This is a genomic window from Bartonella sp. EBT8, assembly GCF_055796165.1.
Genome location: NZ_JBTTDJ010000010.1, coordinates 32571 through 47687, shown reverse-complemented (window position 1 = coordinate 47687; position 15117 = coordinate 32571). Strand labels below are relative to the sequence as shown.

13 protein-coding genes are annotated in these 15117 nt (G+C 36.9%); 7 read left to right on the top strand and 6 right to left on the bottom strand.

Features of this window, described 5'->3' with window-relative positions:
* Positions 1 to 110: 110 nt before the first annotated feature.
* A complete protein-coding gene (locus AC0QT4_RS06705) occupies positions 111 to 2417 on the bottom strand; it encodes a ComEC/Rec2 family competence protein (RefSeq protein WP_473200948.1) in 2307 nt (768 codons plus the stop codon).
* A gap of 115 nt (positions 2418 to 2532) precedes the next feature.
* On the opposite strand from AC0QT4_RS06705, the gene gltX reads away from it, so the two are divergent.
* From gltX to AC0QT4_RS06670, 7 genes are all read left to right on the top strand, one after another.
* On the top strand, positions 2533 to 3960 hold the full coding sequence (gene gltX, locus AC0QT4_RS06700) for a glutamate--tRNA ligase (protein WP_473200947.1): 1428 nt from the start codon (positions 2533 to 2535) through the stop codon (positions 3958 to 3960).
* A 246-nt stretch (positions 3961 to 4206) separates the two neighbouring features.
* Complete coding sequence (gltA, locus tag AC0QT4_RS06695; RefSeq protein ID WP_473200946.1) at positions 4207 to 5502, top strand: citrate synthase; 1296 nt, start codon at positions 4207 to 4209, stop codon at positions 5500 to 5502.
* Positions 5503 to 6383: 881 nt separating this feature from the next.
* Positions 6384 to 7136 carry a transporter substrate-binding domain-containing protein gene (locus AC0QT4_RS06690; RefSeq protein ID WP_473200945.1) on the top strand — a complete coding sequence of 251 codons (753 nt, stop codon included), beginning with the start codon at positions 6384 to 6386 and terminating at the stop codon, positions 7134 to 7136.
* Between the two features lie 419 nt (positions 7137 to 7555).
* On the top strand, positions 7556 to 8308 hold the full coding sequence (locus tag AC0QT4_RS06685) for a transporter substrate-binding domain-containing protein (RefSeq protein WP_473200944.1): 753 nt from the start codon (positions 7556 to 7558) through the stop codon (positions 8306 to 8308).
* Positions 8309 to 8364: 56 nt separating this feature from the next.
* Positions 8365 to 9084, top strand: a complete 720-nt coding sequence (locus tag AC0QT4_RS06680; protein WP_473200943.1) for an ABC transporter permease — start codon at positions 8365 to 8367, stop codon at positions 9082 to 9084.
* Positions 9084 to 9791 (top strand): ABC transporter permease, encoded by a 708-nt coding sequence (locus AC0QT4_RS06675; RefSeq protein ID WP_473200942.1) that lies wholly within the window; start codon positions 9084 to 9086, stop codon positions 9789 to 9791. Before AC0QT4_RS06680 ends, AC0QT4_RS06675 begins: the two co-directional genes overlap by 1 nt.
* 73 nt (positions 9792 to 9864) lie before the next feature.
* On the top strand, positions 9865 to 10638 hold the full coding sequence (locus tag AC0QT4_RS06670; protein ID WP_473200941.1) for an amino acid ABC transporter ATP-binding protein: 774 nt from the start codon (positions 9865 to 9867) through the stop codon (positions 10636 to 10638).
* A gap of 8 nt (positions 10639 to 10646) precedes the next feature.
* Here the strand turns inward: AC0QT4_RS06670 and lpxB are convergent, their stop codons facing one another.
* Genes lpxB through lpxD form a run of 5 tightly spaced genes read right to left on the bottom strand, consistent with a single transcriptional unit; the run spans position 10647 to position 15086 of the window.
* Positions 10647 to 11855, bottom strand: a complete 1209-nt coding sequence (lpxB, locus tag AC0QT4_RS06665; protein ID WP_473200940.1) for a lipid-A-disaccharide synthase — start codon at positions 11853 to 11855, stop codon at positions 10647 to 10649.
* Positions 11848 to 12720, bottom strand: coding sequence for an LpxI family protein (locus AC0QT4_RS06660; protein ID WP_473200939.1), 873 nt, complete (start codon positions 12718 to 12720; stop codon positions 11848 to 11850). Before AC0QT4_RS06660 ends, lpxB begins: the two co-directional genes overlap by 8 nt.
* A gap of 32 nt (positions 12721 to 12752) precedes the next feature.
* Positions 12753 to 13547: an acyl-ACP--UDP-N-acetylglucosamine O-acyltransferase gene (lpxA, locus tag AC0QT4_RS06655; protein WP_473200938.1), complete on the bottom strand. Its 795-nt coding sequence runs from the start codon at positions 13545 to 13547 to the stop codon at positions 12753 to 12755.
* Positions 13548 to 13570: 23 nt separating this feature from the next.
* A complete protein-coding gene (gene fabZ, locus AC0QT4_RS06650) occupies positions 13571 to 14038 on the bottom strand; it encodes a 3-hydroxyacyl-ACP dehydratase FabZ (RefSeq protein WP_473200937.1) in 468 nt (155 codons plus the stop codon).
* A gap of 1 nt (position 14039) precedes the next feature.
* Positions 14040 to 15086: a UDP-3-O-(3-hydroxymyristoyl)glucosamine N-acyltransferase gene (lpxD, locus tag AC0QT4_RS06645; RefSeq protein WP_473200936.1), complete on the bottom strand. Its 1047-nt coding sequence runs from the start codon at positions 15084 to 15086 to the stop codon at positions 14040 to 14042.
* Between the last annotated feature and the right edge of the window lie 31 nt (positions 15087 to 15117).

The following is a 15117-nucleotide window of genomic DNA, read 5'->3' as shown; positions in this document are numbered from 1 at the left end:
TTGAAAAACCGTAACTTATTGGTTTGTTCTGATGAAACTGATAACTTTATAACAAAAATAACAAAGTATCATCATAAATGTATCTATCTTTTTCTATTCTTGTTCCCAGACTAAAGAAGAAGGGAGATGTGGTGATTATACAATTTTTGTGAATATTGTCTGTGCGTATTCCACGGTCTATGAAATCCCTTCGAAGACCAAATAATATCGCCATTTTTGTTCATCATCATACTCCCTCGTGACAAAAAATGTTGAGGGGTAAATATTATTTTTGCTTTCTTATTGCATGCCTGATTATCTCTTGCAAATGCCGTAATTATGATATCTGCCCCTACACATCGATCTGTTACACCACGCAACACAATCACTTTAAAACCATTTTCTAATAAAGATGCACACATATCATTATCACAAATGAACTGCCCCTTAAACGAAGGACCATATTTTGTTGGTTTAATGGTCTCATTTATACGAAATGATTTTTCCCATATAGACGTCGTGAACTTAGAACTATGGTAACGATCGATATATAATTCCTTTTCATGGAGAACACCTACAAGCCTCATATTGTCGGCTATAATCAGTTGTACCGGTGAATGCATCAAGCACACATAAAGACCAGCTAAAATAAAAAGGCTAAAAAAGAACCTGATGAATGTTTTACAAAAAATCAGCCCAACCAAACCTATGCTCAATAAAACCAATGCAGATAATGGCATAAATCCAGGATTTAAATCAGGAGAAATGTCCTTTATAGCGTGAGCAATTTTTATCACAAGATCAACACCAAACCCCATAATTTGAAGCGGTAACCATTCAAGATCCCAAAACATTGCAAGGACGGCTATTAATCCAAAAGGTATGATAAGAATTGATACGATCGGCAAAGCTAAAGCGTTGCTGATAATACTAAAAAACGCAATATTGGAAAAATGATAAGCAGCGTAAATTCCGCTCGCTGTTCCCGCTACAAAAGAAGATGCACAAATTGAAAGTATCGATAAAAATGTAAAATGAATCACTCCACCTCCAACATAAGATGGTGTTATTTTTCTTTTACGGAAAAATGATTTTCCACTCCACCAATCAAAAAATGCAATCAAAGCTGCAGTTGCAGAAAAGGACATTTGAAAGCTTGGACCTAATATTTCATGCGGCTTAACAGCCAAAGTTATCAAACCGGCAATAGCAAAATTGCGCATTGTTACGGCAGAACGATTACATAAAACAGCAACCAACATAACAGCAATCATCACAAAACTTCTCTGTGCTGATACAGCCATTCCAGAGAGGAACAAATAAAAAGCTGTCATCATTAATGCAGCAATAGCTGCAAATTTTTTAGCGGAATAATAAGATGAAAATACTGGAAAAAGTGCCAAAAAACTACGGATGATTACGAGAACTATGCCACTTAATAAAGTCATATGCAAACCTGATATTGATAAAATGTGTGCTAATCCAGCCGTACGTAATGCTTCATTTGTCTCATTTGAAATACCACCTCGCTGTCCTGTTATAAGAGCAGCTGCAACACTGCCCTTTTCTCGCTCAATTGCCATACGGATTCTTTGTGTCATGTTGGTCCGTAAATTTTCAATTTTTTGTAGGAATATATCTAATATCCTATTGGGCTGTGAAACCGATATTTTTATTGGCCTTCCTAAGTAAATTCCCTGGGCTCCAATTCCTTTAAAGTAATTATGAAAACTAAAATCATAGCTTCCTGGACGTACCGGTCCAGATAATGCACGGAGTTTAACTCTCCCATAGAGTCCATCGCCTATTGCCAATCTATATGGTAAATGCCGTGCCAACAAACGAACACGATAAGGAACATGGTGTAAGACTGGTTTTTTAGTCTTCAAAACATCTAAAACCAAATGAGATTGCCCTTTTTGCTTTGACTCAATAGAAACAATTCTTCCTGTTAACGTGGTGACAATTTCGCTGCTCAACATTGGTGTAGACAGACGCCACGTCTCTATTTTTGCAGCGAAAGCTCCTAAGACAATACAAAACATAAATCCCGTGGTAATCCATATTCTCCGATAAACACGAAAAAGATAGAGCATTCCAAGCAAAATACTCATCAGCACACCAAATTGCCCCCAACTTGGCTCTTGCTCTAAACTAAAATAAAAAAGGATACCTATGGAAAAAAAGATCAATATTAGCGAAAAAAGGATTCCTAAAGAGATTTCTTTGTTTATGCAATCTACAAACCACTTCCCTAAAAAAGTTATTGCTTCTTTCAAAGGTGTTAATAAAAAAATCCTTTGTTGGTTACAGCTGTTGCTATTTGCATCAGAAAGATAAAGGAAAGAAAAAGCATCTTTCCATGGAAGATTCACTTTTTTTCTTTTTATCCCGCCGCTTATGGATAAAGCATTCTTAACTTTATTTTGCTTAAACATCTGCAAATTCCCACTTTAACTTGCAATGCTGCTATTGCACACCCTCTCACCTATGCTAACATAATCTTTCCATAAAGTTCTATAAATAACATCTTAATTTTAAAGGAAGATATCCGTGTCCGTTATTACCCGCTTTGCCCCCTCACCAACAGGCTTCCTGCATATCGGAGGTGCTCGTACTGCTCTGTTTAATTGGCTTTATGCAAAACATACTGGTGGCAAAATGCTTCTACGAATTGAAGATACCGATCGAGAACGCTCAACAGAAGCAGCTGTGAAAGCCATTATAGAGAGCTTGCACTGGATGGAACTGAACTATGACGGTGTCCCTATTTCACAATTTGAACGCGCAGAACGCCATCGCCAAATCGCTGAACAATTGGTAAAAGAGGGAAAAGCTTATTATTGTTATGCTTCTCCTGAAGAATTAGCTGAAATGCGTGAAAATGCCCGTGCAGAAGGTCGCCCACCACGTTATGATGGACGTTGGCGAGATCGTGATATCTCTCAAGCTCCTAAAGATATAAAACCTGTTATTCGTATCAAAACACCCCAAGATGGAGAAACAATTGTACACGACCGTGTTCAAGGTGATGTTCACTTCCCTAATAAAGATTTGGATGATTTTATCATTTTGCGTTCCGATGGCTCGCCTACCTATATGCACGCCGTTGTTGTTGACGATCATGATATGGGCGTAACACATATCATCCGTGGAGATGATCACCTCACAAACGCAGCTCGCCAAGCAATTATTTTTAATGCAATGGGATGGAATATTCCTGTTATGGCACATATTCCACTTATTCATGGTGAAAATGGTGCAAAACTCTCAAAGCGGCATGGTGCATTAGGTGTCGATGCTTATCGATCAATGGGGTATCTTCCTGCTGCTTTGCGTAATTATCTCGTCCGTCTCGGTTGGAGTCATGGTGATGATGAACTCATGTCAATCGAAGAAATGATTTCTTGGTTTGATATTGATGATATTAATAAAGGTGCTGCACGTTTTGACTTCAAAAAGCTCGATGCTATTAATGGACACTATATACGCACGAGCAATGACCAAGACCTTTTTAACGCTGCTCTTAGTATTTTACCAGAAATTGAAGGTGGCTTACAAATAATGGAAAGACTTGATGAACAACTCCGTGCACAATTTTTAACAGCTATACCAAATTTGAAAGAACGTTCGAAAACCCTGTGCGAGCTCATTGACAATGCCTCATTCATTTTTGCACAACGGCCATTACAGCTCGATGAAAAAGCGCAAACAATCCTAGATAAAAAGAGTCAAGCCATTTTAAACGGTATTTATCTTGTCCTGAAAGCATGCTCCTCTTGGGACATAGAAACGCTAGATAAAGCCCTTCGTTCTTATGCACAAACACAAGATCTCAAATTTGGGTCTATTGCCCAACCAGTTCGAGCAGCTCTCACAGGACGCACAACATCGCCTGGTGTTTTTGATGTTCTTATTCTATTAGGGCGAGACGAGTCTCTCAATCGCATCAATGACCAACTTGCAACAACATATACATAATTTATTAACCCAATGAGCATTTGCATATAATGTTTCCACGAGAACTAAAAATCATCTTCTTTCTCAAATTATTGGAATATGTATCTACTAAAATTGCAAAAAAAATATTTTTTAGATTGCATGAACCAACTTTTAGAGTAAATCTACTTTTCAATTAAAGAGAGGAGGAATTTCAATTATATACCTCCCTATCTAGTGATAGCGAAAACTTAATTTTAGGAGCGAGGGATCTGAAAGGAATATCTAATGTCTGAGAATACAGCACACATTACAATAGATAATAAAAAAATAGAATTTCCAATGCGTAAAGGTACTCTTGGTCCTGATGTCATTGAGATTGCATCTCTCTATAAACAAGCTGGAACTTTTACATATGATCCTGGTTTTACCTCAACGGCTTCTTGTGAATCAAAAATCACTTATATTGATGGTGACAAAGGAGTACTGCTTTATCGCGGTTACCCTATCGATCAACTGGCTGAAAAAGGAGACTTTCTCGAAAGCTGTTATCTTTTACTTTATGGTGAACTTCCAACAAAACAAGAAAAAAATGACTTTGATCGCTGTATTATGCAACACACGATGGTGCACGAACAGTTTGCGCGGTTCTTTCACGGATTTCGTCGCGACTCGCATCCTATGGCTGTCATGGTTGCATGCCTTGGAGCTATGTCTGCATTCTATCACGATTCTATTGATATTACAGACCCTCAACAAAGAATGATTGCCTCTGTTCGTCTCATCTCAAAGGTTCCAACTCTTGCTGCAATGGCCTATAAATACAGTATTGGACAAGCTTTTGTTTATCCGCGTAATGATCTTAGTTACGCTGCGAATTTCCTCCGTATGTGTTTTTCTGTCCCTTGTGAAGAATACAAAACCAATCCCGTGCTTACTCGAGCAATGGATCGAATCTTTATCCTTCATGCAGATCATGAACAAAATGCTTCTACATCCACTGTACGCCTTGCAGGATCATCCGGCGCTAATCCGTTTGCATGCATTGCTGCAGGTGTTGCTTGTCTTTGGGGACCAGCGCATGGAGGAGCTAATGAAGCATGTCTGAAAATGCTACAAGAAATAGGGGACGTTAAAAGAATTCCTGAATTTATTGCGCGTGCCAAAGATAGAAATGATCCTTTCCGACTGATGGGATTTGGTCATCGTGTCTATAAAAATTATGATCCACGGGCAAAAATCATGCAAAAAACTTGCCATGAAGTTTTAAAAGAACTGAATATTCAAGATGATCCGCTGCTTGATATCGCTATAGAGCTTGAAAAAATTGCCTTAAATGATGAGTATTTTGTTGAGAAAAAGCTTTATCCAAATGTTGATTTCTATTCTGGTATTACATTAAAAGCTCTAGGGTTTCCAACCGAAATGTTTACTGTTCTTTTTGCATTAGCACGGAGTGTTGGTTGGGTTGCTCAATGGAAAGAAATGATTGAGGATCCAGCACAAAAGATTGGTCGTCCTCGTCAGCTCTATACAGGTTATGCCATGCGTGAATATATCCCTATAGATGAACGTATGAATTAAACACAATAACCCAATCAATAAAGCTCCAATTTACTGGAGCTTTATTGTAGGTAATCAAACGCTACAATCTAAAAGTGCATTTACAAACTTTGAGTTTGAAACTCTTTTTAAAGATATCACCTATAGGAATTATACAGAAAATTTTCTCCTGACATTTTTCAATAAATCAAGAAAATTTATAATGCTTTTTAAAATTTAGAAAAAAGAAACAGAAAACTTCAACGTATGTTTCTTGTTCTGCTCAATTAGGCGTATTTCCCATCATACACTAGATAGATTTATCAGAATTGTCGCGTATTAAACTTAAAAACATTAAGAATTTTGCTAGCTTCCGCTAAAAACAGTACTTTAACAAAAATACCAAAACACTCTTGGTAACTACACGCCAAACATTTTTTACGTCTCTTCAGAAAATTTGCAACAAATGAAACATGCTCATAAAACCTGCTTAAGCCAAAAAACACTTTCCCAATGAAATGCTGCAAGAAGCATTATTGTGTAATGATCACCGCCTCGTGAATGCTTCTCATTATTTGTTAGTAATGCGCTTTTTTACAAGAAAAATATTCAGCTTCTCAAAAAATCAATTTCTATAGATCTTTCGAAGTATCTAAGAATTTTACAATACCAATGATGACAAGAATATTTAACATTTTACTTTTTCTGCTAATAGCTAAAAGTTTCTTTAATATCGAAATTGAATAATTTTTCTTCAAAGTTAAATTATACAATTTAGAAATAAATAATTTTGATAATGATATCGATTAGAATGATAGAAAAATAAAAGACTCATAAATTTTTAAATTGCTCAAAAAGAGCTTACAGATTATAAAAATTTATGATCTTTTCACATTTTTCCGCTTATCCAATAGGAGAACAGAATGAAATTATTAACTATAGCTCTTATAATAAGCGCAACACTGTTCACCCACTCTGCCAATACTCAAACGTTGAAAATTGCCAGTGATGCTTCTTATCCTCCATTTAGTTACATTGACTCAAATAATAAGTTGCAAGGTTTTGATATTGATATATCTTATGCACTTTGTAAAAAAATGAATGTTGAGTGCACTCTCATCACTCAAAATTTCGAAGGTATGATTCCCGGTCTCCTTGCAAAAAAATATGACGCTATTATCTCTTCCCTTGCTCCTACACAAGAGCGCTTACAAATAATTGACTTTACAGATCCCTATTATCACACAGCATTGGCTGTAGTTGTTAGCAAAGACTCAGAAATTAAAGAGATCTCATCTGAAGCCTTTAAAGGCAAAAATATTGGTGTGCAATCCAATACAACACAAGCTGCTTATGCAGAAGATCATTATGCCTCTGAAGGAGCAAATATTAAGCTCTATCCTACAATAATAGAAGTCAATCGTGATCTCTTGAGCCGTCGAGTTGATATCGTTATCGTTGATAAAATACAAGCTCTAAGCTGGCTTGAAAATGAAGGAAAAGATTGTTGCCAGCTTCTAGGAACTCTGGAAGAAGCGAATTTTCCCATTGCAATTGCACTGCGTCAAAATAATAATGATCTTAAAAACAAGTTTAATAAGGCGATCAAAGAAATTCGTTTGGATGGGACTTATGAAAAAATTATGAAAAAACATTTTACATTTGATCTTTATTAAAGATCAACTGAAATTAAATGAATTGTTTATCTCTAAACAAATTCACATTTATCAAAAGATTAATTCTTGTATGTTTCTCGATATCTAAGCTTTTTATAAGTTCAATGATTTATTTTTAGCTTCCTGATATCTAAAATATGCTTCGATCTTCAATTGAATAGTCTTTTGTAAAGCTAAATTTTTGGTTCTTGTGAATAAAATAGTAAAGATAAACCATCTCATGAAAAGAATGTAATATGAACAATGAGAGAGCTATTTTGCTGCTACATTTAGCATAGCTGTATTAATGAAAAGATGTTTATCGTTATGATATCAAAATAAACATTCACACATTTTTCATTGCTACCAAAAGAACTTACAGACTATAAAAAAACTTATGCCACTCTCATATTAGCTCGCTTATCCAATAGGAGAACAGAATGAAATTATTAACAATAGTTCTTATAATAAGCGCGACATTGTTCAGTCACTCTGCCAATACTCAGACGCTGAAAATTGCAAGTGAAGGTTCCTACCCTCCATTTAGCTACATTGATTCAAATAACAAACTTCAGGGTTTTGATGTTGATATATCTCACGCGCTTTGTGAAAAAATGAACATTGAATGCATTATTAATACTCAAGATTTTGAAGGAATGATTCCTGGGCTTCTTGCAAAAAAATACGACGCTATTGTTGCTTCCCTTGCTCTCACACCAGAACGCTTACAAAAGATTGATTTTACAGATCCCTATTATACCACAGAATTGGCTGTCATTGTTAACAAAGATTCAGAAATTAAAAAGATCTCAGCTGAAGCCTTTAAAGGTAAAAATCTTGGTGTACAATCAAATACAACACAAGCTGCATATGCAGAAGATCATTATGCCTCTGAAGGAGCAAATATTAAGCTCTATCCTACAACAATCGAAGTGAATCGCGATCTTTTAAGCCGTCGGCTTGATATCGTTATCGCTGATAAATTACAAGCATCAAACTGGCTCAAAAATGAAGGAAAAGATTGCTGCCAACTTCTAGGAACTCTGGAAGAAATAAAATTTCCTATTGCAATTGCACTCCGTAAAAATAACAAGGATCTTAAAAACAAATTTAATAAGGCGATCAAAGAAATCCATTTGGATGGAACTTATGAAAAAATTATGAAAAAATATTTTACAGATGATATTTATTAAATATCAGTTGGACTAAAGTTAAAAAAACTGTCTAACTCTTTGTGAGGAGTGTAAACATGATTGAAAATTTAACATTGCTATCATTTAGCAATGGGGGATGGGGGGTGGTCATACTTTCTAGCGCAGGCATGACTTTATCATTGGCTTTATGCTGCGGGCTCTTAGGGCTTCCTCTAGGACTTCTCAATGCATTGATGATTCGTTCTAATATTAAAATCGCTAAAGCTATAGCAACTCTCTTTTCATCAGTATTTCGTGGTTTACCAGAACTTTTAACCTTATTTTTAGTATACTATGGATTGCAAAATAGTATTCAAATCATCCTTGATTATTTTAATATTGAAATCATGTTTAGTATTAACGCTTTTGTCGCTGGCGTTCTCGCTCTCAGTATGGTTCTTGCAGCCTTTTCTTGTGAGGTTTGGCTTGGAGCGTTCAACATTTTTGATAAAGGACAATATGAAGCGGCTAAAGCTTTAGGACTTTCGAACTCGACCACGTTTTTTCGTATTGTCTTTCCTCAGCTCATCCGAAATGCTTTGCCAGGACTTTCTAATAATTGGCTTACTTTACTCAAAGATACATCGCTCGTGTCAACCATTTCCCTTGTTGATCTCATGCGACAAACAAATTTAGCAGTTGCAGCCACCGATAAACCTATGTTGTTTTATCTTGTCGCATGTTTACTCTATTTATTATTTTCAGCGTTGTTTTCTACACTCCTGCGCTGTTTTGAAATATACACTCAAGCAGGATATCGAAAGGTATTGAGCTGATGATTCCTGAATGGCTTCATTTCCTTTTTAATCCTACTCTTTTGAACCGTTATGGTCCAAAATTTATTGATGGCTTTATTGTTACTTTTGAGCTTGTTTTTATTGCTTGCTCCATTGGTTTTTTTCTTGGTATGCTTATCGCATTTTTACGTTTGTCAAATAATAAGTTTTTACGATACCTTGGAGAGATTTATGTCTATTTTTTCCGCGGATCTCCTTTATTAGCCCAACTGTTCCTCTTTTATTACGGCCTTGGTTCAATGAATAACTTCTGGCAACAGGTTGGTTTATGGTGGTTCTTTCAAAATGCGTGGTATTGTTGTCTTTTCGTTTTTTCACTCAATTCTGCTGCCTATCAATCTGAAATCTTTAAAGGAAGTTTTCTCTCTGTAACAACTGGACAACGTGAAGCATCAAAAGCTTTAGGATTAAGCAGTTCGGTAACATTTTTTAGAGTTATTCTTCCACAAGCCATGGTCGTAGCATTACGCCCTTTGGGAAATGAAGTTATTTTAATGATTAAATCTAGTGCTATTGCTTCACTCATTACTGTTTATGATTTAATGGGAATTGCCAAACTAACTTATTCACGTACATTCGATTTTCAAATTTATGTTTGGGCTGCACTTATCTATCTTCTTATCGTTGAACTTATTCATCGTTTTATTGTTTTTATCGAACATCGTTTAACCCGATATTTACGGTAAATAAAGTGCACGAAAACCTCTATAAAATCAAAATGTTAAACTAATCAATTTGCTAATGAAAGAATACCACAAGATGAATTTTGAAAAGAATAAATCTGATCATACTACTCAAAATTCTGTAATTTCTATTCGGAATTTAAATAAATGGTACGGAAATTTTCAAGTACTCTATGATATTAACTTCGAGGTAAAAACTGGCGAACGCATCGTTATCTGTGGGCCTTCCGGATCAGGAAAGTCAACTTTGATTCGTTGTATTAATCAATTGGAAAAGGCACAAAAAGGTTCAATTTGCATCCATAACATTGATATTCATGCTGCCCCTCTATACCAGCAAAAAAATGTTCTCCGTAAAATAGGAATGGTCTTTCAAAATTTTAATTTGTTTCCTCATATGAGCGTTATACAAAATTGTATTTTAGCACCTATGGCAGTTCAAGGACTTTCTAAAAAACAAGCAAAAGAACGAGCAATTCGTTATCTTACTAATGTTGGCATTGAACAACACTGTGAAAAGTACCCTTTACAACTCTCTGGCGGGCAACAACAGCGTGTTGCAATTGCCCGTGCACTTTGTATGGAACCTGAAGTAATGCTTTTTGACGAGCCAACATCGGCTCTTGATCCAGAAAGTGTTGGAGAGGTTTTAGAAGTTATGGTTCAATTGGCAAATACAGGTATAACTATGCTCTGTGTTACCCACGAAATGGGCTTCGCACGTGAAGTCTCAGAAAGAATACTCTTTTTAGAAAATGGAAAAATTATTGAAGATACAGCATCTAACGAATTTTTTACCAATCCTAAAAGCCAACGTGCTTATGATTTTCTTTCTAAAATTAAACACTAATATTAATATTATTTGGTTGATACAATTTTAGCTCTTTCTTTTAGAAGAGTGATGATTGTCTGCGCACCAATAACTCCCGGTGGTAACTCAATTTTCATTTTTTGTTCTACCATCTCAAATGCGTCGAGTTGTGCCTGTCTCACTAAAGGGTTATACAAAAGCCGTTCTATCTGCCTTGCTAATACGCCAGGACGTAAAAATTCATTAAAATATTCTGGAACAATAGGTTGATCAGAAATAATATTGGGAAGAGCGCCTGTCCATAACGTTATTTTGGGAAAAATGAATAATTTAGAAAAAAAATCAAGTTTATAGCAAAGAACCATAGGAACTTTTGCTAATGTTAATTCGAGTGAAACCGTACCATGTGACGCAAGTGCAGCATCTGCTTGTGCAAAAGCACGCCATTTTTCATCTTCACTAACAACAATTTCTACTTTACTTTTCCAGCCTTCTACAAAATCACGAATTCTATCCACTAAATGTGGCAAAGTTGGCAAAATAATACGCAAATGAGGGTTACGTTGTACAAGAATTTCTACTGTTTCTCGAAAAATCGGCATTAAAGAACGAATTTCTGAATTGCGTGATCCTGGTAGGATAACTAATGTAGGCGATGATGCTTGTTCACCAGACAAGTGTGTTTTTTCTGATAGGCGCCTTTTTTCTGATTGAACAGTCAAAAGTGGAGGGTGCGTTAAAAGACGATGACCAACATAAGTAGTATCAGGACCTTCCAAGTTCCTCATAATTTTTTCTTCAAAAGGAAAAATTGCTAAAACATGATCAACAAATTTGCGCATAGCTTTAGCACGCTCTGGACGCCATGCCCAAACAGTTGGTGCAACGTATTTAATAATAGGAATAGAAGGTGCTAAAATACGCACCTTTTTTGCAACGCGATGGGTAAAATCAGGACTATCAATAATAATGAGACAATCAGGTTGCTCTTGTGCAATAAATTTAGACAAATTACGAATATGCATCAGTAATGAAGGCAATTTTTTCAATACTGCACCTAAACCTACTAACGCGATATCATGAGAATCAAAAAAACTGTCTAAACCTAATTCCTTTAAATGCCTTCCACCAACACCAATCAACTGAATGGTGCACCCTATCTGTTGTGATAAACAAGAAATCAAATCTGCCCCAAGAAAATCACCAGATTCCTCACCTGCAACAACAGCAATTTTTAAGAAATTATTATCACTCATGATCAGACCTCACAAAAGTTTCTATGAAAAGTGAGTGTTTATCAGCTTTTTCTATCGTTTCCTTTGCTGCTAATATTAGGCTTCTATTCGCTTCCACAGCAATGCCAGATAATCCACCTTTTGCAGCATTCACTACCGTCATAGGTCCAATTGATGGCAAATCAACACGATGATCTTGTTGTGGTTTTGCACATTTAACAAGAACACCACCTTTAGGCGGTATTTGCTGTCTTTCTCGCATTTCACAAACTCGCCACAGCATATTATCAGTCCCCTCCGCTCCTTCTACCGCAACCACTCTTCCATTGACAGCTACAGCTGCTTGCCCAATATCTAATCGACCTAAAAGCTTCGCTGCTTCAGCTGCCAATAAAATATCTCTTTTTTCTTTTAGAGAAGCATGCCGCACTGTTAGATCAAATTGCATTGGAGCCAAGAGGTCTGGTACTATCTCGTGAGCACCAAGTACACAAAAACCATACCCTTCAATAATCCGTATAAAAGCCTTCAATAAAGTATCATCACCTCTCGTTAAAGCCACGAATACCTTAGGTAAAGCTAAAAGGGTTGTCCAATCGAGCTGCAACTGTTTAAGAAGTGGGCGTTTCTTTACACCACCTGCTAAAACAATATTACGAATTTTCGCTGCTTTCAAGATTTTAATGAGTCGGGCTAACTCTACAATTGATAACTCACAATGCTCATAGCGATAAAGTGCGGTATCCGCCTCATCACGTAAAAGTACGAGAAAAGGGTTTTGTCCATCTTTCTCAAGAGCCTGAGCAACAGTGATAGGTAAAATGCCATTTCCTGCTATAATAGCAGTACGACCGGAAAGAAAACTTCTTGCATGAGAATCAGTCATGTTTAATTCCTATTTTCTTTTAGTTCATCACCTTAAAATTTTGGTGTACAATAGAATCGTTTTCCTTTTTCCTTAATAAAATTAACGACATCAACAACAGATTGAGAGGTCGAATAGACAGAAGCAACATCGCTCACACGCTCTTTGAAAGGTTTACTGCGATCAAAAAGCATGACAAACGCGTGACGGAGTGCATGAATATCTTTACGCTCAAGCCCTGCACGTTTCATGCCAATAATATTTAAACCAACAAGTTTTGCCTGTACACCAACAGCTGTCCCATAGGGAATTAAATCGCCAACCAGTGCAGAGACACCACCAATGAATGCGTGATGCCCAATACGAACAAATTGATGAACAGCGGCACCACCACCAATAATAACATAATCACCAACAGTAACATGACCAGCGATCATGGCATTATTTGCAAATGTTACATGGTCCCCTACATGACAATCGTGAGCAATATGCGCATAACAAAAAAACTGGCAATTATCACCAACAATTGTCATGCCCACACTCGAATCAGAGCCTCTATGCATTGTTACGCCTTCACGAATCGTACAATTTTTGCCAATAGAAAGCTTTGTATGACCTCCCTTATGTTTATTATTTTGCGGATCTGCCCCTAAAACTGCATGTGCAAACACTTTACTATTAGCTCCTAAGGTTGTATTCCCTATTACTACAACATGACTCATCAAGCTGCATCCATCGCCTATAACAGCCTCTGAACTAATATGACAAAATGGTCCAACTTGTACATTCTCACCAAGCTGTGCTCCTTTCTCTACAAGAGCAGTTGAATGGATTTTTGTACCGGACATTTTTATATTCCCATCGATCTTATTTATGCTTTTTCGATAATCATCGCAGCAATTTCCGCTTCAGCAACGCAGACATCCTCTACTTTTGCAACACACGAAAAACGCCGCATACCAGACCTCTTTTTCAAAAGATGAACATAAATCTTTAGCTGATCACCAGGAACAACCGGCTTACGGAATTTCGCGTTATCAACAGTCATAAGATAAACTAAATTTGTTTGCTTATTCCCTAATTGTAAAAGTGAAATTGCCCCAGCTGTTTGAGCCATAGCCTCTAGAATCAAGACCCCAGGCATAACCGGTTTTGCAGGAAAATGTCCCATAAAATGGGGCTCATTAATCGTTATATTTTTAATACCAATAGCTTCTTGCTCACCATCAATTTCAATTATGCGATCAATCAATAAAAATGGATAACGATGCGGTAATATTGATAGCAATTTTTCAATATCTATAGACTCTAAATTTTTAATTTCGTCGGTGTTGGTCATATTAGCGTTTCTCCTTTTTAACTTTACCAATACTACGCAACGCCGCCACTTCACGGAACCACTGCTTAAGTGGCCGTGCTGGACTTCCTCCCCATTTTTCTCCATCCGGAATGTCATTCATAACTCCACTACGAGCAGCAATCTGAACATATTTGCCTATTACGATATGATCTGCCACCCCGACGCTCCCACCAAGTTGAGACATGTCACCTATTGATGTACTTCCAGCAATTCCGCATTGCCCAGCAATAAGGCAATATCGTCCAATCTTTACATTGTGAGCAATCTGTACAAGATTGTCGATCTTGCTCCCTTCACCAATAATGGTGTCCTCAAGTGTTCCCCGATCAATCGCTGTATTCGCACCAATCTCTACATCATCTTTGATAATAACACGGCCAAGCTGTGGAATCTTTTCAATTCCAGAAACACCACCAACATACCCAAAACCATCTTGCCCAATGCAAACACCAGGATAAATTTGAACCCTATCACCTATTAAAGAACATTGAATTGTTACCTTAGGAGCAATATAACAATCACCCCCAATACGACAATTTTCACCGATTACAGCAGTAGATGAAATAAGAGTGCCTGCACCAATCTCAACATTTCGACCAATAACAGCCCCTGCTTCAACACATACTTCATGCGCCAATTTAGCAGTTGGATGAATATATGCATGTGGTGAAATTTCTCGCTCTCCAAACCAAGGCTTTGGTTTAACAGAATCAGGAAATAAAATGCGACCAATCTGAGCAAAATCACGTTTTGGCGTGGATGTTACCAAAATCGCCATAGATTCAGGAACCTTCAAGGCAATTTCATTCGTACAAAAAACGGCAACAGCAGAACTCCCTACTAGAGCATCAGAAAACTTCCTATGCTCTACAAATACAAGAGAACCCTCTGCAGCGCTCTCAAGTGAAGAAAGAGCACTGATAACTTTGTCAGAAAATTCTGGATTCAGAAGCTTAGCTCCTGTCAACTTTGCAACATCAGCAACGGTCAAACGCCGAGACGGCGTAAAGAAAAATGTATCCGCCATCAAAACAATTTCTCTCCCAGCCTAACCCATT